Raw genomic sequence first — 23,270 nt, 5'->3', positions numbered from 1 at the left:
TGACGATGGAGAATATCATTTGTGCTTGTGGACATAGTAATCCGTTTGGCACGAAGCTCTGTGAGAAATGTGGTCGTCCTTTAACCGAAGAAGAAAAACAGAATAAAGTTGTCGATATGCGCTATGATGGTACGGCTATTCGCTCAAAAACGTACAACAAAACAATTGTCGATAAAATTTGGAATTTTTTCTCTAGTGTTAAAGTTGGAATCGCTTTAATTATTATCACATTAATAGCAGCTTCAATTGGAACCTTATTACCGCAAGAGTTTTACGTAAAAGCTTCTGACATTGAAAAGGGAGCATATTACGAGGATGTTTATGGTTTCGTGGGGAAAATCTATTATACATTAGGTCTTTCAGATTTATATAGCTCTTGGTGGTTCCAAATTTTAGTTGGGATGCTTGCGGTATCGATTATTGTTGCAAGTCTTGACCGTGGTATACCACTTTATAAATCATTGAAAAATCAACGAGTAAAGCGCCATGAAAGCTTTATGAAGCGCCAACGTATTGTTGCGGAAGGACAAGTAACTGAAAGTCCTGAAGAGATGCTTAATAAAGTTGAAAAGAAAATGACTGAGATGAAATATAATGTTCGTCGAGATGGAAGTGCTTTGTTAGCAGAAAAAGGGCGTTTCGCGCGATACGGTCCGTACATAAATCATGTAGGCCTCATTATCTTTTTAGCAGGGGTTATGTTGCGTTTAGTTCCTGGTTTTTATGTCGATGAATCGATATGGGTACGTGAAGGTGAAACACGTGCAATAACGGGTATGGAAGGTTATTTTATTGAAAATCATGAATTTATTTTAGAAACACATGATAATACACCACAAGGCGAACAGCTGAAACAAGGCGTGAACGTCGTTGCGAAAAACTTCCAAACTAATGTTACGTTATACAAACAGCCTGAAGATGCAATTGCTGGTGATACGGATAATCTAGAAAAGGTTAGAGATTATTCAATTCGAGTTAACCATCCGTTAAAAGAAGATGGCTACGCATTATATCAAATGGATTATCGTTTAAATGAATTGAAGCAAATGAATTTTGAACTAGTAAATAAAACAACTGAGCAATCACTTGGTAAAGTAGAAATCGATTTAACAAACCCTAAAAAGGACTATGATTTAGGAAATGGTACATCTGTTAAACTACTTGTCTACACGCCAGACTTCTCTGGGTTTGAAAATGGTGTACCGCAAACTGCGACGTCCGTTCCTAATAATCCAGCATTTCTATTTAAAATGACAACACCAGAAACACCAGAGGGTGAAACAAGCTTTGTTGCTATTAAACAAACACTAGAGCCACTAGGCGAAAATCAATACAAAATGAAATTTGCAAGTGTGGAAACACGAGATATGTCAGGCTTTACGATACGTAAAGACCGCACAATCCCTATTTTATTTGTTGGTGGTATTATTTTCATGATTGGCGTTGCGATTGGTTCATATTGGAATCACCGTCGTCTTTGGTTACAAGTAGAGCCAGATGGTAAATTACTGATGGCTGCCCACGTAAACAAAAATATGTTTAGCATGAAAAAAGATTTAGATGCCGTGACTGCATTTGCTGGTCTACCACAATATAATGACCAGTTAGATATAGCAGAAGAGGATGAAAAGTCCACAAGCCATGGCAATAATAAAAAGGAAGGTGACAACACCTTATGAGTTTGATTGACTTAAGTGGGAATCTATTATTTGTAGCATTTGTAGCCTATCTAGTAGCAACCTTATTATTTGGCGGTGCAATTAAACAATCCAATGCTTCCGGTAAAAATACTGATAAATGGGGTAAACTTGCAATTACAGTGACGATTGTTGGTTTCCTTGCACAACTTGGTTATTTTATTACACGTTGGATTCATACAGGGCACGCTCCTGTAAGTAATATGTTTGAATTTACAACTGCTTTCGGGATGTTTATCGTTGCAGCATTCATTTTAATCTACTTTATTTATCGTCTGACAGCATTAGGATTTGTAGCGTTACCTGTAGCGCTTTTAATTATTGCATATGCGTCGATGTTCCCGAGCGAAGTAAGTCCATTAGTACCTTCATTACAAAGTTATTGGTTAACAATTCACGTTATTACAGCTGCCATGGGTCAATCCATTTTAGCAATTAGTGCAGTTGCAGGTTTAATTTACTTATTAAAAGTTGTTGATTTAAAGAAGCCTTCAAAGCAACGTTTTTGGCTTGAAGCCGTTATGTACTGTTTAGTTGTTGTAATTGGCTTTGTTGCTGTTTCATCTACATTTAGTGTTATGGATTACGAATCAAAATACACGTATCTTGATAAAGAAGGTGTATCTCGTCAAATTACTTATAATTTGCCACCAATTTTTGGCATGCACGATTATGAGGCAGTTGAGGAGCATGGCATGTCTCCATTAGTAGAAATGCCTGCACTCATTAATGCGAAAAAATTAACAACAGTTGTTTGGTCTTTACTGGTAGGGTCATTACTATACTTGTTAATTCGTCTTATTGCACGTCGTCGAATTAGCGCATTGTTCCAGCCGCTTGTTAAACGTGTAAATCTGCAATTATTAGATGAAATTGGTTATCGATCTGTTATTATTGGTTTCCCTGTTTTCACGTTAGGTGCACTCATCTTTGCGATGATTTGGGCACAACTTGCGTGGAGTCGTTTCTGGGGATGGGACCCGAAAGAAGTATGGGCCCTTATTACATGGTTATTCTATGCAGCATTCCTACATCTACGTCTATCTAAGGGCTGGGAAGGTGAAAAATCTGCTTGGTTAGCACTAATTGGTTTTGGTATTATTTTATTTAACCTAATAGCTGTTAACTTAATTCTTGCAGGTTTACACTCCTACGCGTAACAATGGGAAACGAAAAGCCTTTTCGCTGCGGCGAAAGGGCTTTCTTTTCTTTTCAAGACGTTGTGTACCATGTACAATAGAGGATAGAGAAAGTTTGGAAGAGAGGGATCGTGAAAGTGTCAGAGAATATTTCAGTATTAGTAGTAGACGATGAGGATCGCATTCGCCGCTTATTAAAAATGTATTTGGAGCGCGAAGGGTACCAAGTCGACGAAGCAGAGAATGGTGAAGAAGCGATCGAGAAATCTTTAGAAAAAGAGTATCACTGTATTTTACTAGATATTATGATGCCTGAAAAAGATGGGCTAGAAGTTTGTGCAGAAATTAGAGAACGTGCTGCAACTCCAATTATTTTATTAACTGCAAAAGGTGAGGAAGCGAACCGTGTACAAGGCTTCGAGCTTGGGGCAGATGATTATATTGTAAAACCATTTAGTCCGCGTGAAGTAGTGCTACGTGTAAAAGCTATTTTGCGTCGCTCACAAGCATTTTCACCTACAACAAATGCATCTTCATCAAAAGATTTAGTGGTATTCCAACACTTGATGATTGATCATGATGCACACCGTGTAACTGCAGAGGGAATCGAAGTAAATTTAACACCGAAAGAGTATGAATTATTGTATTTCCTTGCAAAATCTCCAGACAAAGTATTTGACCGTGAACAATTACTAAAAGAGGTTTGGCATTACGATTTCTTTGGGGATCTACGTACAGTAGATACACATGTTAAGCGATTACGTGAGAAGCTCAATCGTGTATCAGAAAACGCTGCAAAAATGATTGTTACTGTTTGGGGCGTTGGTTACAAATTTGAGGTTGTCAATGAATAGAATATGGAACAGTGTTGTCGGGAAGCTATGGGTAACCATATTGCTTCTCGTTTCATTTGTATTATTTGTTTTCACGGTTTTAATGCTCGAATTCCTTCAAAACTATCATATGCAGCAAGCCGAGATTTCGTTGCGTCAAACGGCTGCAACAATAGCGAGTATAGTGGATGACAATGAAACAGCCGAATCGACTTCGCAACTATTAACAGATATTTTACCTGATGGTACAAATGCGCTTATCGCCATTAATCATCTAGAAGTAACATTTGCGATGCAGGAAGGCGTTAACAAAAAAGAAATTCAAGGCGCAATTTTAGCGAATAAAGCGTTCCATGAAGTTTTCAAATCAGATGATCCAATCATTAAGGAAATGATGATGCCTTCCTCGACTGATAAAGAAAAAATGGAATCGTATGTCGTGTTAGGTTTCCCACTAAACGTAGAAAATGAAGTGCATGGTGCTGTATTTATTTACCAAAGTCCAGATGCGTTACATAAAACGTCCAAAGAGACTACGAAAATTGTCTTTTTAGCGGCATTCATTGCCTTTGTGTTAACGACATTCTTTGCATTTTTCCTTTCATCACGTATTACTTCGCCGCTACGAAAAATGCGCGAGCTAGCATTTGAAATTGCAAAAGGTAATTTCGAGGCAAAAATGCCGACAACGCAAAACGATGAAATTGGACAGCTTGCGGTTGCATTCAATCAAATGGGGCGCCAGTTAAAGCATAATTTAGAAGTAATCAATCAAGAAAATGAGCAATTATCCAATATTTTAACTTCTATGACTGATGCTGTTATAACGTTTAATCGGGATCGTACTATTTTACTCAGCAATCCACCTGCGGAACGCTTAATGCAAAAATGGTTTGTCAATAAAGGCTCGCAAAGTGCCAAGCCTATTCCACCTGAACTATATCATATGCTTGATCATGTATTAATGTTTGAAGATAAGCTGGAAGAAGAAATTGAGATGGATGGAAATTATTATACATTTACGATTAGCCCGCTCTATAGTGGGGAATTGATACGAGGAGCTGTTGCTGTTATCCGTGATATGACAGAACAGCATCGTCTAGAAAAGCTTCGCTCAGACTTTATTGCCAATGTTTCACATGAGCTACGGACACCTATTTCAATGCTTCAGGGCTACTCAGAAGCGCTAATGGATGATGATTTTATACAAGATCAAGAAGAGCGCAATGAGATTACTAAAATTATTTATGATGAATCAAAGCGTATGGGACGTTTAGTTACAGATTTATTGGATTTAGCACGGATGGAATCTGGACATATGACATTATACAAAGATGAAGTACCGATTAATGCGACATTTGAGCGCATTACGCAAAAATTTGCACAAGTAGCAAAAGAGAAGCATGTACAGCTCCTATTTAATAGTGAGTTTGAGGAAGATGCGGTCATAAGCATGGATGAGGATCGTATTGAACAAGTGTTAACGAACTTAGTTGATAATGCACTGCGTCATACAGATGAAGGTTCTGTCTTTGTGAAAGTAGAGAAGGAACCGACATTTGCTAAAATCTCAGTTCAGGATACAGGACATGGTATTCCACAGGAAGATTTACCATATGTTTTTGAGCGTTTTTACAAGGCTGATAAAGCGCGTACACGTTCTAAAGGGGGAACAGGTTTAGGGCTTGCTATTGCTCGAAACATTGTAAAGGCACATTCTGGAAATATTATGGTCGATAGTGTATTAAAAGAAGGAACAACCTTTACTTTCTATTTACCCTTCGACTAACTAACATTGTCCGTTAGAAGCCCATTGATTCGAAAACTTAATGCCAAAGTCTGTTAGCTGATTGTATGTAGTTTTAGTGCAGGGAATGGCACATAGCGAAATTTTGAGCAAAAAATCATTAATTAAGATGTAACTTGTGCGAGCGTTAGACGACAAATACTATGAGAACGGGGGTGGAGTGCTTTGAATGACTCCGTGTTCCATCGATTATACGATTCATACCATCAAGACGTGTTCCAGTTTCTTATTTATCTAGTGAAAAATCGTACACTTGCTGAGGATTTATCACATGAGGTGTACGTTCGTGTTCTGCGATCGTATGAACAATTCGCAGGAAATAGCAGTGAAAAAACATGGCTTTTTGCTATTGCTAAAAATGTCGCAATAGATCATTTTAGAAAGCAGGCAGTGCGGAAAAAACATTCGCTCGATTTTTTTGACTGGGAAACGGAACAACTACATTCAACCACACCATCACCGGAAGATATGCTACAGGCCAGTGATGAATTAATGCAAATAGAGTCTGCACTTGAAAATTGTACAGGGGATCAAAAAATGGTGATTATTATGCGCTTTTTCCAAGATTTATCGATTGCTGAAACAGCGCAAATACTTGATTGGACAGAAGCAAAGGTTAAGACGACGCAACATCGAGCCATTAAATTTTTAAGGCAACAGCTACAACAGGTTAGGGAACAGGAGGCGAAAAGGCAATGACTCATAAACAATTTGACGACGATGAACAACTAGAACAAATGTTGAAGAATGCCCCGAAGCTGACTGATAACCGTTCGAAAGAAGAAGTGTTGAAACGATTGCTAGCAGATTCACGTCTGCAAGATAATATACATCTTCAAGAAGCAATGCAACAACCAATAGATTCAAAAGTGCTTGAAGAGCAAGAGCGGTCTATTGCTGCTCATGAGAATGAAAGCATCAAGCCGATGCAAAAGCGTAAAAAGAGTAAGTTACCTATTTTTAGTAGTATTGCAGCTGTTTTTGTACTATCAATAGCAGGGTACGTGTTTTTAACAAATAATAATCCAGTTAAGGATGAGGCAAATGCCCCTCCTGAAAATTTTTCTACGATGCAAGAGGATCGAGCTATACAAGAAAATGAAAATGCAGATGGTGTGATGAAAGCGAATATCGGTGCCGAACATGCACGAATGCTATCGCTTCGGACATCAGTTTACGAAGACGATTTAGCAAATGCAGTAGTATTTAGAATCGGCTTACCAGGTGGCAATGCTGATAGCATACCAATGACCTATGTAATCCCGAACGAAAAATTAACGGCTGATTTTGGAAAGAAAAAGCCGACAACTCTACAAATGTATGAAAAATACGCACCACAAATTGATGAGGAAGCACTTGGTTTTGCTAATTATCATCCATACAAAGGTGAGTTGAAGGAAGAGGGTGAGACGCTAGTTCACGTCTTACCTAAAAAAAATGATTACGATGTAGCTTCAGCTTCTGTAACAAAATATTTAAGCTCGTTAAAAGATACTTTTTCCGACTCTGAATATAAAGCGATTGCGTTAAAAAATGCAGATGGTTCTCCTTATGAATTTTCGCAGGTTGGTGAGCCAAGTGAGCCTATACAGTTAACGAAAGATAATCATTACAACTATTATTTATATACAGAAGAAAATGGTACTGAATATTTATCGCCCGACTTCCACCAAACATATCCTACTGTTACAGAGGCACTTATCGCCATGCGTGATAAAAAAGATGATATTTATGTACCTGTCATCCCTGAAAATGTAACGTACACAGTGAAAGAAGAAGATGGTGGTGTTGTCATCACCTTTGACGCACCGCTGGATTTGATGACAATGGATGCTGTGCGGGCAACGCAATTAATCGAGGCCATGATGCTGACAGCTTCAAGCTTTGATAAAAAGCTACGCTTAGATAACGTCGTACAGGATAGTTGGGAAGGCTTTGATTTAACAAATTTTTTACCGATACCTGTAGGTGCAAATAAACAAACAATGCAGTAACAAAGAAAAACAGCTATCTTTTATGAGGTAGCTGTTTTTTGTATGAGTTGTCTGATGGGGAAAACGCGGAAATCGGGTGCTGAAACGCGGAATCCGGCTGTTGAAGCGCGGAATTCAGGCTCTGAAACGCGGAATCCCAGTGCTAAAACGCGGAATTCGTCGTTCATGGCTGAATTCGAATTACCTGAACTCGAAAATCAAATGGCCCTTTTATAGAAGCATTCATTAAAACATACAAATTTAATCGGAATTTTTTAAGCAGAAGTATTTACTTTTATGTAATAAAACATTATAGTTAATTTATAAAATAATATTGATTCATCTTCGGGGCAGGGTGAAAATCCCGACCGGCGGTAATAGAGTTGTAAATCGCTAGTGTTGTACTAAACTACATTAGCTCGCATGATTTACTAAATGGCTCTTCAGCCCGCGACCTGTGCAAAGATTTTTTTGCATGGCTGACTTGGTGCGATTCCAAGGCCGACAGTATAGTCTGGATGGGAGAAGATGAAGGTACGATCGTCATTCGTTGTTACGAATTAAGCTATGTGCGAGCGTTTTTTTCAGTGTGTCTACTAATTACACTGTATGCACAAAAAATAGCTAGTAATGGCGTTATTTAATCATGCCTTTTCTCCCTTATGCTGATGTGCATAAGGGTTTTTTCGTGAAAAAACAATCGATTACGTCGTAACCTTTCTTCTTGCAAGATTGAATCAGCAAAGAGGAGAGAGTTTTCAATGAAGAAAAATATCAAACTGCAATCGTTTATTACGATTGGTATGCTAAGTAGTATTTCGTTTTTATTAATGCTTTTTAATTTCCCGATTCCGCCGTTCCCAGCATTTTTAGAGGTGGATTTCAGTGATATGCCAGCTTTACTTGCAGCTATCACAATGGGTCCAGTTGCGGGTATTTTAGTAGAACTATTTAAAAATATACTGGATTGGATTTTCTCGGGTACGCCTACAGGGGTTCCGGTTGGACATATTGCAAACTTTGTGACAGGTATATTATTTATTTTACCAGTATCATTTGTTTTTAACCGTTTTAAAACAATTGCGGGTCTTGTCGGAGGTTTGGCAACAGGAACAATCGTTATGGCAGTAGGAATGAGCTTTTTAAATTACGCAGTATTTTTACCGATGTACACTTATTTCTTAGGTATGGAGCCAGTAGTTGGCGATTCATTATATAAAATGATTATTGCAGGTATTTTGCCATTTAATATCGTAAAAGGTGTTCTATTAACAGCTATCATGGTGTTACTGTTCACAACGATGCGTAGATGGATTGAACAACAACGTACAATGTATTTATCAAAATAATAAATTAAGCCTCGAGTTTATTCTTACTCGGGGTTTTTTGTGTATAGATCTAATAGCATACTGGAATCTTCAGGAATTGACTAGTCTAAATTACTATTTTAATGTACAATTAATGTGAGATTAGTTAGATTTGAGGAGATTGAAGAGATGAGTGAAAACAATGGACAATGGTCCGGTAAGTTAGGGTTTATTTTAGCATCGGCGGGTGCTGCGATTGGACTAGGGGCAATATGGAAGCTACCATATGTCACAGGGCAAAGTGGTGGCGGCGCATTTTTCCTTATATTTGTGGTGTTCACTTTGTTGATTGGCCTACCGATGTTATTATCCGAGTATATTTTAGGGCGTGGTACGCAATCAGAGGCGATAACAGCCTATAAAAAGGTTGTTCCAACGAAACCTGCTTGGGCTTGGGTTGGACGCATGGGTGTACTTGGCTGTTTTCTATTATTAACCTTTTACAGTGTTGTAGGGGGCTGGATATTTATTTATAGTGGCCTAGGTGTATCTGGGGCTGTTATTGATTCAACGGTTAATCCCAGTGAGTTATTTGGAAAAATTATTAGTACTCCGTGGATTACGTTACTAGGTTTAGCGTTATTTACACTGGCAAATGTACTTGTCATTTCACTAGGTGTACAAAACGGCATTGAAAAAGCAAATAAGTGGATGATGCCATTATTATTTGTTATGTTTATTGTTCTTGTTGTTCGTGCGTTAACATTAGATGGGGCAATGGAAGGTGTGAAATTCTTCTTATGGCCAGACTTTTCAAATATAACGGGTAAAGCGTTATTAGAGGCGTTAGGGCAGTCATTCTTCGGTTTGGCAGTAGGGTTCTCTTGTTTGGTTACATATAGTTCGTATTTGAAAAAGGATGTTAGTTTACCAAACTCTGCTGGCTCAGTAGTTTTACTGACTGTGCTCGTGTCATTTTTAGCAGGACTAGCTATTTTCCCTGTAGTGTTTGCCTTTGATTTAGAGCCACAAGCTGGGCCTGGCTTATTATTTATGGTGCTACCGACAGCATTTAGTCAAATGCCTTTTGGTGAACTATTTTTAGCGCTGTTTTTATTACTATTTTTATTTGCGACGTTAACGTCATCATTTAGTTTATATGAAATCATTGTTGCAGCATTTATGGAGAAGTGGCATATGTCACGTTCAGCCTTAACGATGTTGCTAGGAGTTGTTGTTTTTATTGCTTCCATTCCATCGGCATTATCATCTAGCTTATTAGCGGATGTATCCATTTTCGGAAAGTCGATTTTTGATGCTACTGATTATTTAGTGTCCAATTTAATGCTACCATTGGGCAATTTATTGATTGCGATCTTTATTGCCTATGTAGTAGATAAAAGCTTTGTGAAGAAGGAATTGCTCATGGGAAGTCAAATGGGGCAGGGATTTTATAAGACTTATCGCGTGCTAATGTTAGTAGTCGTTCCGATCGTTATTATCGTTGTTTTATTAAATATGCTTTTACAAAAATAATATTGAATGAAATTGTTTGAGTGCCTGGCACTTGCAGACACAATATAAGCCGCAACACTCGCTATCGCGCGATTGTTGCGGCTTCGTTTATACGTTCTCACAGCAGGCTAGGTAGATTTTTACTTCTGGGAGAATTCAAAATTGTGTGAGTGCCTGGCACTTAATATTCACTTAGGGCAAGCTCACCTAACCAGTTTTTTTCTTTAATCATTTGCTGCGCTTGCAGTTCACTTTTTGCAATGGGGAATACTTTGTCACATTGTGAGATCGCGAACAGTTTACGAATAAAATCATCTGTCACAATGATGGCGATTTTCTTTTCGGCAATCGTAACTTTCTTTGCGAAATTAATAATCATACCAAAACCAGTACTATCAATATTCGTTACCCTTTGCATATCAATTACATAGCCATGCTTTGTATCTAAACTAATAGCATGTAGCTCCTCTTTTAACTCATCGATTAATCCATATTCTAAATTCCCTGTAAAGGCGATTGAAATATAATCAGTCTTTGAATCAATATTTATCATGTTATTCTTACTCATTTCAGTGCTCCTCCGTGTCATTTAGTTAAAAGATTAAAATTTAAATTTATTTACTTCGTTTTGTAGTTTAGTAGAAATTTCCGCTAACTCCTCTGATTTATGTGAAATCTCAGCTACAGTTGCATGTTGTTCTTCAGACGTAGCTGCCATTTCTTCGGAAGCTGCCGCAGAATCTTCTAGAATGCGTGAGATATCATGTATTGCCTGTTGAACACCTAATGAATTGTCATTGACATGCGTGAATGCAGATTTCATTTGTTTCACACCTTGTTCTGTTTCAACAACATGTTCAACGATTTCTTGTAAGGCATGTCCGCCTTTACTAATGATGTTCACCTGTTCTTCTACTGCTAGTAAATTACTTTCCATAGTTCGGACGGTCACAGCAGTTTCGGCTTGTATGTTTTTAATTAAATCTGTAATTTGACCAGAAGCCAAACTTGACTGCTCAGCAAGCTGACGAACTTCTGATGCGACTACAGCAAAGCCCTTTCCTTGATCTCCGGCTCGAGCAGCTTCGATGGCCGCGTTTAAAGCTAATAAATTTGTTTGCTCCGCAATACCCGTTATGACAGTAATAATTCCACCTATTTCTTCGGAACGTTTGCCTAGTTTTTGAATCGAATCGGTTGCATAAGAAACCGTATGAGTGACTGTATTTAAATGTTTAATTGCTTCACTAATAGCATCTTCTCCTTTGTGGGCGATATAGGTAGATTGAATTGCTCTATTTAAAGTTGCTTCTGCTTTTTCTAAACTATTGGTTACTTCCTCAATCGTTGTTTTCATCATCATAACAATACGTTCAGCCTGGTCTGATTGAATGGTGGTACCATTTGAAATGTCGTTCATTGTTAAGGCAATTTGGTTTGAGGCTTCACTTGTTTGGTGTGATGATTCGGCTAATGTCTGCGAGGATCTAGCTATTTGATTTGCGCTATTCGAGACAATGGTCATTGTTTCTGTTAAACGCTGCTTCATACTATTAAATGCTTGTGCTAAATTGGCGATTTCATCTTTTCCTTTAGGATTTAATATTTTTACGTTTAAATTTAAATTAGCAAGTTCTTTAGCATTTAAACTTAATTGATTAATTGGTCCAATAATTTGGCGCTGTAAAAACCAACTAATGCTAACAAACATCAAAATCGCTATTCCTAATGAAATGGCCACATTCTCAAGGACATATTTTGTAGCAATGTTAATATAGGGCGCTGATGGCGTGCCTGTCGACCACATACCGATGATGTCGCCTTTGCTATTGAAAATTGGCTCTGTCGCAACTTGATACATACTACCTAATACATTAGCTGTACCGATAAAACGTTCTTTTTGCTCTAACACAGCAGTAGTAAGCTCTTTAGGAGCCTTCGTGTTCACTTGTCGTATACCGTTTTCCACAATAGTTGTGTTAATTCGTGTATCGTGCTGAAAGATTGTCACAAAATTACCGTCTGCTAGATTGCCAATCTCATCTACAATATCGAAATTGCCAGCAATTTTAACATCGCCTTTATATAATTCATTATTTTTAATGTCCCAATCTCCAGGAATTTTAACATCAAAATATTGATAACTTAATTGTAAATCCGATAAAAGTTTGGCATTTGCACTTTCTAAAAAATTCTTTTTAGCTTCAAAAAAATCAATTATTGCTATAAGAGAAACCATTAACAAAATACAGGTAAGAATAAGTAAGTTCATTTTTTTACGGATTGTCCATTTCACAAAAAGTCCCTCCTAATTACAGATGTACTTTATTCATGAATTTTCTTGGAAACACCGACTAAAAATTTGGTTCTTGAAATATGTTTAAACCAAATAGAATCAACCATATTTTTGACAAAAAATAATCCTCGACCTCGATCTGTATAATTATAATAGTGTTCGTTAGGATCGAATTGTAATGCCTTCTTTAAATCATTTTCAGTAATGCCTTGTGCTTCATCGATGACTGTTAATGTAATCTCCTCATCGTTTTGCAAAACTTGAATTTGAATTTTGCCGTAGGAAGAGGGTGTATCGATTTTTTCCATTGCTTCAATAGCATTAATTACTAATTCGTGTAAAACAAATCTCAATTCTTTACTGAAGGGTATACTATAAATATTTGTATAGTTTTCCATCACATTATCTATAAAATGAACTGCTTGTCGATTTGCTTGAACTCGCAGTGTAAATTTCATTACCAATCACCTATCTTGTACGTAAAATTACATTTACATTTTCGCTAGTGATATCCAGTAAAATGTAAGTAAAGTTAAATAGGTCATCGCCATTATATTGAGAAAGAATAGGAATGAAAACGCATGTCTAAACCCATCCAGTATAATAGGTATTGTGTTTTCTATACTTTAGCGGTGTTTAAGAAATTCATGTATTTTAAGATTACTAACATTTAAACGCAGAGAATTAATGTCATTTCTATAAAAATAGTTATGTGTGATAAAGGAATGAATATCGTTGACTAATACTGTTTTCACCCTATGGTTTTTGTCACCCCTATAGCAGTAAAAAGGCTTGTAAGTCTATGTATCTTTTGAATATGGATACTTAATATTGGTGACAAAGTGTTAAATAAGAATTTTAAGGCGATGCTAAATCATTTGCCTGGAGTTTGCGAAGTTTTCTTCAATTTGGTAGTTTAGACCATTTGAAAGGGAGTTTTGTTTGGTACTGGATGGAATCATAAGGCCTTTATCCACCGACGTCATTATTATAAAAGCTACTTTCGAATTATTCAATTACTTTAATAGTGATTGGTATATAGAATAGTAAAAATATCCTATTAAGTACTATTGAATTTATATTTAGTTTATAATGTACCAGTAAAATATAAAGAATGCAAGACTAATGTTCTATAAAAGAAAGTTTTTAGTAATCATTAAGTTTTATTTTAGTTGATGTCAATATATAGGTCCAACCTAATATAACTATACATCTAAAATAAAGATAAATTTATTCGAAAAAAAATATGTAATAAAACATTACATGCCCATTGCGCTTGTTTGTTGTTTTAGTGTAATTTAAAAGCAGTTACAAAAAAACACGTTAAGAAAAATGACAAATTGGAGTGGTGAAGAATGAAACATCATACAAGAGATGATATTATCCGCATGGTGAAAGAAGAAAATGTGAAATTTATTCGCCTACAATTTACTGATATATTGGGCTCAATAAAAAATGTGGAAATACCAGTTAGTCAATTAGCGAAGGCATTAGACAATAAGGTCATGTTTGATGGTTCATCGATTGAGGGGTTTGTTCGTATTGAGGAGTCTGATATGTATTTACGTCCCGACTTAGATACATTCGTTATCTTTCCATGGACAGCGGAAAGAGGTAAGGTAGCACGTTTTATCTGTGATATTGCACGACCAGATGGTACAGCATTTGAAGGTGATCCACGTTCCAACCTTAAGCGGGTATTAAAGGAAATGGAAGATTTAGGTTTTAGCTCGTTTAACCTTGGTCCAGAGCCAGAATTTTTCTTATTTAAACTAGATGATAAAGGGCATCCAACACTTGAATTAAATGATAGTGGTGGGTATTTCGATTTAGCGCCCACTGATTTAGGCGAGAACTGTCGACGTGATATTGTGCTTGAGCTAGAGGGCATGGGTTTTGAAATTGAAGCGTCACATCACGAAGTTGCACCTGGTCAGCATGAAATTGATTTTAAATATGCAAGTGCTATTGAAGCGTGTGATAATATACAAACGTTCAAACTCGTCGTTAAGACAGTCGCTGCACAGCACGGTTTACATGCAACCTTTATGCCAAAACCGTTATTTGGCGTTAATGGCTCAGGGATGCATTTCAATCTTTCATTGTTTGAAGGTGATAAAAATGCCTTCTATGATGAACATGCAGAAATACAATTGAGCGAAACTGCTCGCAGCTTTATGGCAGGGGTTATGAAGCATGTTCACGGCTTTACAGCTGTGACAAACCCTTTAGTAAATTCTTATAAACGTTTAGTTCCAGGCTATGAAGCACCGTGCTATGTAGCTTGGTCAGCCCAAAACCGCTCACCACTTATTCGCATCCCGGCAGCAAGAGGTCTTTCAACTCGTATTGAGTTACGTTCTGTTGATCCAGCGGCTAACCCATACTTAGCGATGGCTGTTATTTTAGCATCTGGCCTTGATGGGATACGTAAAGGTTTAACACCACCAGATGCTGTAGATCGAAATATTTATAAAATGAACCGCGCGGATCGTGAATTAAATGGCATTGATAGTTTACCATCTTCTTTAGAATACGCACTAATCGAGCTAGAGATGGATCATATTGTACGTGACGCACTTGGCAATCATATTTTTGAGAAGTTCACAGAAGCGAAGGAAATTGAATGGAACAAATACCGCACACGCGTCCATGACTGGGAACGTGATGAGTATTTGACGATGTATTAGAAAAGAAGTGTTGGGTGTTGCAAGTAAGAGTAAGAAGAAAGAGACAGTATTAATTTAAGTTTTTTTCTAGAGACTAATACTGTTAAGACAAAAATTACAGAGTTAATCTTCAGCAAACGGCATAATATTATAAGTTTTAGAAGTGAATAAATTTTCAAGAATTAACATTAATATTAACATTTGTCAGTATTGTCATTACTATAATTAATTTATAATTAACTACGGGGAAATAAAACTTAAAGATCTATCGCTGACGGATCGCCGTGTGCGATGAAAGTTGCCTGCACGGTGAAGGCTCGTTATAAAACCGAGATATAGAGATGGATAAAACGAGAATAGCGTATTTTTACCTGTAACAAATGTGAGTGGAAGTTCAATAGATTTATCACCGGGTGGCGTTAGAAATACAATTACTTGGACAGATAATCAATCATCTGTAGGAACGGTTACTTATACGATAAAACGCAACACAAGCAATAGTTTAGTAGGGGCAATTGTTTTACATTCAAGCATTGCGAGTGGTACACAACGCTGGAATGATGATACAGCAACACCATTTACGACATATTATTATTTCATTGAAGCAACTAATGGTGTAGAAACGGCTGTAACTGCAGGTTATGAATTAAGAACTACTGAGAATAAGTATGCTTTAACTAAAAATTACAAAAATACCCACTTTGCCAACCTTGTATTTAATCCGGTAACAGAGTCATTTGACGAAGTGTAGTATTTCCAAGTAGCCTAATAACTTAGGCTACTTATTTTTAAGAGGTGAAATTAATGGAAATTTTAAATCTTACTTCAAGTAATTATAGTATGTTTTTAACTTTTTTGAATCCTAATCATTTTAAAAGGTTGCAATTAATGGACGCAAGTTTATGGGGAATAGGTTTAGTTGATCATACACGTCCAATAGGTATCCTTATTGCAGACATCAATTTTGATAATAAGTCAGCAGCGATTACACATTTAGTTGTAAATGATGAGGAGAATGCCCATCATTTTGTTATGCAACTATATAATGAAGCGGAAAATTATTTTGAAAAGATCGGCTTTTTAATAACAGAAATAACGCTTACTATGAACAGTAAATCTGATGACTTCATAAATATATTAACCAATCAAGGTTGGAGTGGGAATGTACAAGGCATAGAAAAATATGTGCTGGATTTTAATCGAATACAACAAAATGAATGGTTATGGAATTTAAAAATACCTACTAGTTTAACAGTAGTACCTTGGAGTCAGCATGTGAGTGAGATATTTAGAGAAGCAATTTCTAATAAGAATAAGTTTGATGATCATGTCTATCCTTTTGTTCAGAATTTAGGCGTTGTCGATGAAGAATTTAGCTTTGCTTTATTTCTTGAAGGAGATTTAGTGGGGTGGTGCATTGCTGAGAGAGTTGCGCAGAACATGATACTTTTACCCCATTCTTATGTGAAGCGTTTGCCCGCTACCAGATTGGGAGGAGGGGGGATGTTAGTGTATGCCCCCGTTGTCAAAAGGGCGATAGAAGAGAATATGTTCGTGACATTTTTTACTGATGTAGATAATACATCGATGCAAAATATTATTAATAGACGTTTTAAAGAATGCGTAATACAAAAGAAATTATTAGTTCGTTTAGTAAAAAAAGAGAATGTTACTAGTATTCATTAGTCTCCTATTAAAATTATAACACCTCTGATAGAAGGGATAAGACTCCGCTTCCAAATAATTCAACAACTTTTTTTGAACCAAAACTACATTGTATGATTTTAAGGTAATGGATGGCGGTTAGAAGTCGCTCTCGGTATGTGTTTTTATTGGAAGCTAATATAAAAATTTGTTGAATGGACAACGCTTGAACAACTACAGTTTCAGAAAATAACTCAGATTGTTGCGGGTTATTAGAGGCTTAAGGATAATATCAAAAATTTTAAAATAAAATTCACACATTCCGATAATAAATTTAATGATAAAACCAGCTCTATTATATTAGAGCTGGTTTTTTTATGTCTGATGAATTTAAGGAAGACTTACTCCTTAGATTTGTCATCAGTTTTGTTTTGATCATCCATATGTTCTTTGTGTGTCGAAGGTGCTTCAGTATCGTTAGGCTCCGTTTTTTCTTTCGCATTACCACACCCAAATAATAATCCTGTTGTTAGGATTGCTGTAAAAGTACCGATAATTAATTTTTTCATACTTCACCTCATAATGGAATTTTATACTTTTATTCTTGCCCTTATTTTGGACTTCATACATCGTTCATTTATTAAAGTTTGCCCAATTTAAAAATACTTCTTCTCAGTGTTATTTTTAACCAAAATGGATATATATGTTAAGATAATGATGCGGATAAAAAAGGTCATACATTTTAGAATAGAATGGGTGGTTAGAAGAGAAAGGTGAGATGAGCATGAGTCAAATTAAAATATATGGTATTAAGGACAGTTTAGATCCTATTAAGGCAGCATTATCGACTATTATTCATTCTTGTATGATGGAGGCACTGGGATTGCCATCCGATAAGAAATTTCATCGTTTTTTCCCAATGAATAAAGAAGATTTTTATTTTCCTAGTGAAAGAACTGAAGCATATACCATTATTGAAATTAGTATGTTCGAAGGTCGTACGATAGAAACGAAAAAACAATTACTCGCATTGCTGTTTGAAAAAATTAACAGTCAATTAAGTATAGCTCCTCAGGATATAGAAATTACTATTTTTGAAACACCTAAGCATAACTGGGGGATACGAGGACTACCTGGGGATGAGTTAGCATTGAATTATAAAGTAAATGTTTGAGCTTTTTTAGACGATTAATAAACTAGATGAGGTGAACTACTGTGATAAAAAAAGGCTACTTCATAGACAAGGAAAAAAATCAGATTTATAACAATGAAGTAGTAGTGGCAAGTAAAATCTACTCTAATAATTTTACGTTGCAGGAACTTGGACAAATGATTTTTAATGGCGAAGTAGAAGAAGTATTTATCTGTAACTATCAAACGGAACGAAAAAGTACATTAGAGTGTTTATTAATACATGATGTTAAGTCAGAATGGGCTACTAAGTATAAAAATAACATTTGCCTTGATGATGAGGCATATTTAAATGATTTCCCAAATGGATATTGTTTTTTTGTTGAGCTTTGGGAAAGCGAAAAAGGTCCAATTATTTTGGTGTTATTCCAATATCATTAAACGACAAAAAACGGAGACGATTATATTAGTGGCTTATGTTGTGCTACAAAAACGATCACAGTAAAAAAGTGTTAGATTGATTTCGATCAATCTAACACTTTTTTGTATATTTTTATAATTTAATCGTCCAACCAAATGTATCTTCAAGCGTGCCATTTTGAATGCCTGTTAATGTTTCGTAAAGCATTTGTGAAACTTCACCAATCTCACCGTTATTAATCACTATTTTTTCATCTTGCCATTTTAATTCTCCAACAGGTGAAATAACCGCAGCTGTTCCTGTACCAAATGCTTCTTCCAAAGTGCCATTATGATAAGCCTCTACCACTTCATCAATTGAAATACGACGTTCTTCGACTGGAATGTTTTTCTCCTTTAATACTTGAAGCATTGAATTACGTGTAATTCCAGGTAAGATGCTACCATTTAATGCTGGTGTGATGACTGTTCCGTTTATTTTGAAGAATATATTCATGCTACCTACTTCTTCGATGTAACGGTGTTCTTTACCGTCTAGCCATAAAGTTTGAGAGTAGCCTTCCTTATTCGCAATTTCTTGTCCTTTTAAGGCGCTCGCATAGTTACCAGCAGTTTTTGCTTCGCCGGTGCCGCCAACTACAGCTCTTACAAAATGTTGTTCCACCATGATTTTTACTGGATTAATGCCCTCTTTGTAGTACGAGCCTGATGGAGACATAATGATGATAAATTTATAGTTTTTAGAAGGGTGTACACCTAAGTGTGGCTCAGTAGCAATAATAAATGGACGGATATAAAGAGATGTTCCAGGTGCCTTTGGAACCCATTCACGATCCAATGTTACTAACTGCTTTAACGCCTCTAACGCCAATTCTTCATCAATTGCTGGAATGACAATACGCTCATTCGAATGATTTAAGCGGTTAAAATTACGGTCAGGACGGAATAAAAGGACCCTATTATCCACTGTTGCATAAGCTTTTAATCCTTCAAATACAGCTTGTCCATAATGGAAAACTGCTGCCGAAGGATCTAGTGAAAGCGGCTGATACGGGATAATACGTGGATCATGCCAACCCATGCCTTCTGTGTAATCGACTATAAACATATGATCTGTAAAAAATTGACCAAAACCTAATTGGTCTGCTGCAGGTTTTTCTTTTGGGTTTGTTGTTATCTCTTTTGTTATCTCTAACATGTCATATCCTCCGCGTATTGTGTCATTAGATGAAATATCTATAATACTTAATAATACTGTTTATTTTAAATTAATTAAATACTAAGAATCTACTAATAATTAATAAAATTGCTGATTTATTTACTTTTCAGCAACAAATAACACTTATTGCAAAGATTTTATTCGTAGCGTTACGCTACCGTTGATGCTTTTCGCTCACTTAAATGTTCATGATACTTCTTGAAATTTTTATGTTATTGCCTTGTATAAATGATTATTATTGAAGTAGTAGTACTTTTAAGTAAAGGATTGGAAAATTGTCGATATGTAGTAGACTATGCATACAACTGAGTGGACCAGTCCAAAGATAGCATAAAAAGACAGGAAGAAAAAACTAGAATACGTTAATCTTTAAGCAAGGAGTGAGGGCATTTGAGTTTGAGTTGGATTGAGTCGATTCAAAAAGCAATAAATTATATAGAAGAGCATTTGCAAGAAACGATTACAATGGAGCAAATCGCAAACGAAGTGAATGCATCTGTATTTCATTTTCAACGAACATTTTCTATTTTAACGGATATGTCAATTGCGGATTATATAAGACGAAGAAGATTGACTTTAGCAGCACAGGAATTAATCAATACAGATATAAAAGTAATCGATCTCGCCTTCAAATATGGCTACGACTCTCCCGAAGCTTTTACAAAAGCATTTCGAAAGCAACATAACGTAACGCCGAGTGAAGCACGAAAACAGCAAGGACCATTACAATCATATAACCGCCTTGTAATCCAGGTGAGTCTGAAGGGAGCAGAACCAATGAAGTATAACATTGTAGAAAAAGAAAAGTTCCAAGTTGTAGGAGTAAAAAGAACGTATAATTGCCAAAAAGGCGAGAATTTGCAAGGTATTCCTGTATTTTGGGATGAAGTAAATCGTCAAGGAATGGACGAGCAACTATTTGCATTAAATGATGGACAAATTAAAGGGGTATTGGGTGTTTGTGTACCAGACGAAAACTATAAAGAAAATAATTTAATCGATTATTGGATTGGAACAGATCACGTAGGGGCGGATGTACCGGAAAATTTATTAGCGATGGAAGTGCCAGCATCAAAATGGGTTGTGTTTGAAGTACATGGCCCAATGCCGGATGCGATGCAAAATGCATGGAAGCAAATTTTCTCCGAATGGTTCCCGTCGAATCCATATGAGCCTGCTGGAACACCTGAATTAGAGGTTTATACAGAGGAAGATCCTACAAGCGAAAATCTCTATTCGGAAATTTGGATTCCAATTAAGTAAAAGTGCCCATAAAAGTGCCAGGCACTCAAACAATTTTTAAAAAATTTTGTGAAAAGTGCCGCCCGTAGCGGAAATCAACGGCAATAGACATTTATATTTCTTTAAAGCCAAGAATGAAACTTGTTGTTCATTCTTGGCTTTTGACGTTTAAAAGAAATTATTACGCAAATCAAAAACTTTGAAGAACAGTCTAGCATCTCTGCCCATTTTGCTATTGGTATTCATATGTGCTAATAAACATTGCTGAAATAATTCATCGCAATTTTTTGTTCTACCATATTTTGAATAACAAGCATCATGCTTCTTACAACAAGAGTCAACAGCATTTGTTGGTGAACCAGGTCCTGAACATCCAGGTCCGCAATATTTATAGCCAGGATAACAAAATCTTAATCTTCTATTCCTATTCACCTTGGTCACCTCTTTTCAAAATAGTCTACATACTATAAAATATGTTGTCTTAACTTTTGAAAAGGGATGAAAAACTAAGGAAAACATGAAAAATATTGAGACGAAATTTCACATTTCATTAGCCACTAATGCATTAGACTACGCTTGATAATAATATGAATAAAAGAAGGGTCTTGGAAATTAATCCAGACCTTTTTTTTATTGTTTGACTAAGAAACTGCAATTTTAAATAAATCGTTAAGATAAATGAAATCCTTCAGTTAAGGTTTTTGTAAGCTAATCAACAAACTGCTGTAAGGTTGCCTAGATATAATAGCCAAGGAGCATGAATTGCAGTATTGAAGATAAGGAGTTGAAAGCATGAATCCATCCGTTACACAAAAAGAAAGAATTGTGTCCTTAGATATTATTCGGGGATTAGCGTTATTTGGTATTTTATTTATTAATGTAGGTGCTTATCAAATAGTAGTTGAAGGAGGACCGGTGCCAGCCTATAGTAAATTCAATAGTGTGATTGATACACTAATTGATATATTCATTGAGAAAAAATTCTTTTCCATTTTTTCATTTCTTTTCGGTGTCGGTTTTTATATTTTTGCTTCACGCGCTGAAGCAAGAGGTGATAAGCCTCGATGGCGTTTTGCAAGACGTTTACTAGCATTATTTGTTATTGGGATTGTGCACATATTTTTTTTCTGGGGTTCCATCCTTTCTGCATATGCAGTAATAGGTTTGTTCTTACTACCATTTTATCGAGCGCAGATTGATACAATTCGTAACTGGCTTATTGGCATAATTACTGTTCACATTGTAAGCATACTTGGGCAAATGTTTTTGCCAAACTTAGCTATCCTTTCAACAGTTTTCAATGTACTAGGGAATGATACAATAACTATTTTTATTATGTTTTTAACAGGTTTTCTAGTAGCAAAAGCTGACTGGATAAGAAATGTGAGACAACTTACCAAACAAATAAAGTTGGTCTTATATGTAACAGCTCCAATATTTGTAGCTATATCTAGTTGGATTTGGTTTGCATCTCAAAATGATGATCAAAAGCTTCAATTAGTACTAGGTTTAGGTGTAATCCCGACTACATATTTTTATTTAGCGAGTTTATTCCTGATTCTAGAACACAAAAATGTTGTAAAAATGCTACAGCCAATTGGACGGGTAGGTCAGATGGCATTTACAAATTACTTAGCTCAGAGTTTTATAGGGTTAGCTATTATATCGCTCATGGGACTCGAAGTACTTTCGACTTCCTATATTGTCATCATTGCCATTATGATTTTTGTAATTCAAATCATCTTTAGTATCATTTATTTTAAATTTTTCAAAATTGGGCCATTGGAAAAAGTGTGGAGATGGATGACGTACGGAAGAAAAGTAACGACAAAATAATGATTTCAACGTCAGAGTATTATTGCTCTGGCGTTTTTTATTGATAATACTTTTGTGCTTAAATATAGAATTGCAAATAAGAAGAACATAATATGCGATATCAATGCAAATATAAGCAGATTCAACTTCATTATTTTTAGATAATTATTAATGATTGTTTTTTTTAACTATTTTGAAAAAATGGAAACTATGCTAAACTTAGCATTAAGTGAATAGCGAATGCAGAATAAAGGTGCTCTTTTAAGAGCTTAATAGGGAATTCGGTGCAAATCCGAAGCTGTTTCCGCAACTGTATGTGTAGATGACCCCAGAAAACACCACTGTCAAACGAGGAAAAATGCCTCAAGTAGATGGGAAGGTTCTGATTAGGGTACACAAGCCAGGAGACCTGCCTTTATTTCATCGTATTAAATCTCTTCGGAAGCTAGGAGAATTTACGGCAAATAGATGGACAGGCAAATAGTATTTTGAGCCTTTTTCTGTTTTCCTTGGATGCTCTCTCTTTTATTAGAGAAGCATCTTTTTTATTTTCTAGTTATTGC

General features: G+C 36.1%; 21 protein-coding genes and 2 riboswitches. Of the genes, 15 read left to right on the top strand and 6 right to left on the bottom strand.

Annotated features, from left to right (window positions below; translation table 11 throughout):
- Positions 1–5 precede the first annotated feature (5 nt).
- The 8 genes from resB (at position 6) to NSQ74_RS19425 (ending at position 10,292) form a co-directional block, all read left to right on the top strand.
- Positions 6–1,679 (top strand): cytochrome c biogenesis protein ResB, encoded by a 1,674-nt coding sequence (resB, locus tag NSQ74_RS19460; protein ID WP_340825528.1) that lies wholly within the window; start codon positions 6–8, stop codon positions 1,677–1,679.
- Positions 1,676–2,857 carry a c-type cytochrome biogenesis protein CcsB gene (gene ccsB / locus NSQ74_RS19455; RefSeq protein ID WP_340825527.1) on the top strand — a complete coding sequence of 394 codons (1,182 nt, stop codon included), beginning with the start codon at positions 1,676–1,678 and terminating at the stop codon, positions 2,855–2,857. Before resB ends, ccsB begins: the two co-directional genes overlap by 4 nt.
- Positions 2,858–2,973: 116 nt before the next feature.
- Positions 2,974–3,690 carry a response regulator transcription factor gene (locus NSQ74_RS19450; RefSeq protein ID WP_024361488.1) on the top strand — a complete coding sequence of 239 codons (717 nt, stop codon included), beginning with the start codon at positions 2,974–2,976 and terminating at the stop codon, positions 3,688–3,690.
- A complete protein-coding gene (locus tag NSQ74_RS19445; protein ID WP_340825526.1) occupies positions 3,683–5,458 on the top strand; it encodes an ATP-binding protein in 1,776 nt (591 codons plus the stop codon). The genes NSQ74_RS19450 and NSQ74_RS19445 overlap by 8 nt, the downstream gene beginning before the upstream one ends.
- A 183-nt stretch (positions 5,459–5,641) precedes the next feature.
- Positions 5,642–6,175 carry an RNA polymerase sigma factor SigX gene (sigX, locus tag NSQ74_RS19440; RefSeq protein ID WP_340825524.1) on the top strand — a complete coding sequence of 178 codons (534 nt, stop codon included), beginning with the start codon at positions 5,642–5,644 and terminating at the stop codon, positions 6,173–6,175.
- Complete coding sequence (locus NSQ74_RS19435; protein ID WP_340825523.1) at positions 6,172–7,470, top strand: RNA polymerase subunit sigma; 1,299 nt, start codon at positions 6,172–6,174, stop codon at positions 7,468–7,470. Before sigX ends, NSQ74_RS19435 begins: the two co-directional genes overlap by 4 nt.
- A 316-nt stretch (positions 7,471–7,786) precedes the next feature.
- Positions 7,787–7,983: riboswitch (FMN riboswitch) on the top strand.
- 227 nt (positions 7,984–8,210) lie between these two features.
- The gene (locus tag NSQ74_RS19430) at positions 8,211–8,798 is read left to right on the top strand and encodes an ECF transporter S component (RefSeq protein ID WP_340825522.1); all 588 of its coding nucleotides are present in this window, start codon (positions 8,211–8,213) and stop codon (positions 8,796–8,798) included.
- A gap of 147 nt (positions 8,799–8,945) precedes the next feature.
- Positions 8,946–10,292: a sodium-dependent transporter gene (locus NSQ74_RS19425; RefSeq protein WP_340825521.1), complete on the top strand. Its 1,347-nt coding sequence runs from the start codon at positions 8,946–8,948 to the stop codon at positions 10,290–10,292.
- Between the two features lie 160 nt (positions 10,293–10,452).
- Here the strand turns inward: NSQ74_RS19425 and NSQ74_RS19420 are convergent, their stop codons facing one another.
- From NSQ74_RS19420 to NSQ74_RS19410, 3 genes are read right to left on the bottom strand one after another with little or no spacing between them, the layout of a single operon-like run.
- A complete protein-coding gene (locus NSQ74_RS19420; protein WP_340825519.1) occupies positions 10,453–10,839 on the bottom strand; it encodes an STAS domain-containing protein in 387 nt (128 codons plus the stop codon).
- A 33-nt stretch (positions 10,840–10,872) separates the two neighbouring features.
- Positions 10,873–12,567 carry a methyl-accepting chemotaxis protein gene (locus tag NSQ74_RS19415; protein WP_340825518.1) on the bottom strand — a complete coding sequence of 565 codons (1,695 nt, stop codon included), beginning with the start codon at positions 12,565–12,567 and terminating at the stop codon, positions 10,873–10,875.
- Positions 12,568–12,596: 29 nt separating this feature from the next.
- Entirely contained in the window at positions 12,597–13,025 is a 429-nt protein-coding gene (locus NSQ74_RS19410) for an ATP-binding protein (RefSeq protein WP_340825516.1), read from the bottom strand.
- Between the two features lie 897 nt (positions 13,026–13,922).
- Here NSQ74_RS19410 and glnA point away from each other — a divergent pair.
- From glnA to NSQ74_RS19395, 3 genes are all read left to right on the top strand, one after another.
- Positions 13,923–15,257 (top strand): type I glutamate--ammonia ligase, encoded by a 1,335-nt coding sequence (gene glnA / locus NSQ74_RS19405; RefSeq protein ID WP_340825515.1) that lies wholly within the window; start codon positions 13,923–13,925, stop codon positions 15,255–15,257.
- Positions 15,258–15,618: 361 nt separating this feature from the next.
- Positions 15,619–15,987 carry a hypothetical protein gene (locus NSQ74_RS19400; RefSeq protein WP_340825514.1) on the top strand — a complete coding sequence of 123 codons (369 nt, stop codon included), beginning with the start codon at positions 15,619–15,621 and terminating at the stop codon, positions 15,985–15,987.
- Positions 15,988–16,040: 53 nt separating this feature from the next.
- A complete protein-coding gene (locus NSQ74_RS19395) occupies positions 16,041–16,922 on the top strand; it encodes a hypothetical protein (RefSeq protein ID WP_340825511.1) in 882 nt (293 codons plus the stop codon).
- A gap of 359 nt (positions 16,923–17,281) precedes the next feature.
- On the opposite strand, the gene NSQ74_RS19390 is transcribed toward NSQ74_RS19395, so the two are convergent.
- Positions 17,282–17,449: a hypothetical protein gene (locus NSQ74_RS19390; protein ID WP_340825510.1), complete on the bottom strand. Its 168-nt coding sequence runs from the start codon at positions 17,447–17,449 to the stop codon at positions 17,282–17,284.
- Positions 17,450–17,664: 215 nt separating this feature from the next.
- Between NSQ74_RS19390 and NSQ74_RS19385 the strand changes: the two genes are divergently transcribed.
- Positions 17,665–18,054 carry a tautomerase family protein gene (locus NSQ74_RS19385; RefSeq protein WP_340826508.1) on the top strand — a complete coding sequence of 130 codons (390 nt, stop codon included), beginning with the start codon at positions 17,665–17,667 and terminating at the stop codon, positions 18,052–18,054.
- Positions 18,055–18,095: 41 nt separating this feature from the next.
- Complete coding sequence (locus NSQ74_RS19380; RefSeq protein ID WP_340825509.1) at positions 18,096–18,452, top strand: hypothetical protein; 357 nt, start codon at positions 18,096–18,098, stop codon at positions 18,450–18,452.
- 112 nt (positions 18,453–18,564) lie between these two features.
- Here the strand turns inward: NSQ74_RS19380 and NSQ74_RS19375 are convergent, their stop codons facing one another.
- Positions 18,565–19,629: a branched-chain amino acid aminotransferase gene (locus tag NSQ74_RS19375; protein ID WP_340825508.1), complete on the bottom strand. Its 1,065-nt coding sequence runs from the start codon at positions 19,627–19,629 to the stop codon at positions 18,565–18,567.
- 417 nt (positions 19,630–20,046) lie between these two features.
- Between NSQ74_RS19375 and NSQ74_RS19370 the strand changes: the two genes are divergently transcribed.
- A complete protein-coding gene (locus NSQ74_RS19370; protein WP_340826507.1) occupies positions 20,047–20,913 on the top strand; it encodes an AraC family transcriptional regulator in 867 nt (288 codons plus the stop codon).
- A 147-nt stretch (positions 20,914–21,060) separates the two neighbouring features.
- Here the strand turns inward: NSQ74_RS19370 and NSQ74_RS19365 are convergent, their stop codons facing one another.
- The gene (locus NSQ74_RS19365; protein ID WP_340825507.1) at positions 21,061–21,324 is read right to left on the bottom strand and encodes a phospholipase A2 family protein; all 264 of its coding nucleotides are present in this window, start codon (positions 21,322–21,324) and stop codon (positions 21,061–21,063) included.
- A gap of 360 nt (positions 21,325–21,684) precedes the next feature.
- Between NSQ74_RS19365 and NSQ74_RS19360 the strand changes: the two genes are divergently transcribed.
- The gene (locus NSQ74_RS19360) at positions 21,685–22,728 is read left to right on the top strand and encodes a DUF418 domain-containing protein (protein WP_340825506.1); all 1,044 of its coding nucleotides are present in this window, start codon (positions 21,685–21,687) and stop codon (positions 22,726–22,728) included.
- 213 nt (positions 22,729–22,941) lie between these two features.
- Positions 22,942–23,138: riboswitch (cobalamin riboswitch) on the top strand.
- Positions 23,139–23,270: the final 132 nt, after the last annotated feature.

Source organism: Lysinibacillus sp. FSL W8-0992 (assembly GCF_038008685.1).
Lineage (GTDB): Bacteria > Bacillota > Bacilli > Bacillales_A > Planococcaceae > Lysinibacillus.
Note: the sequence above shows the minus strand (reverse complement) of the source record. Positions and strands in the feature narration are given on the sequence as shown.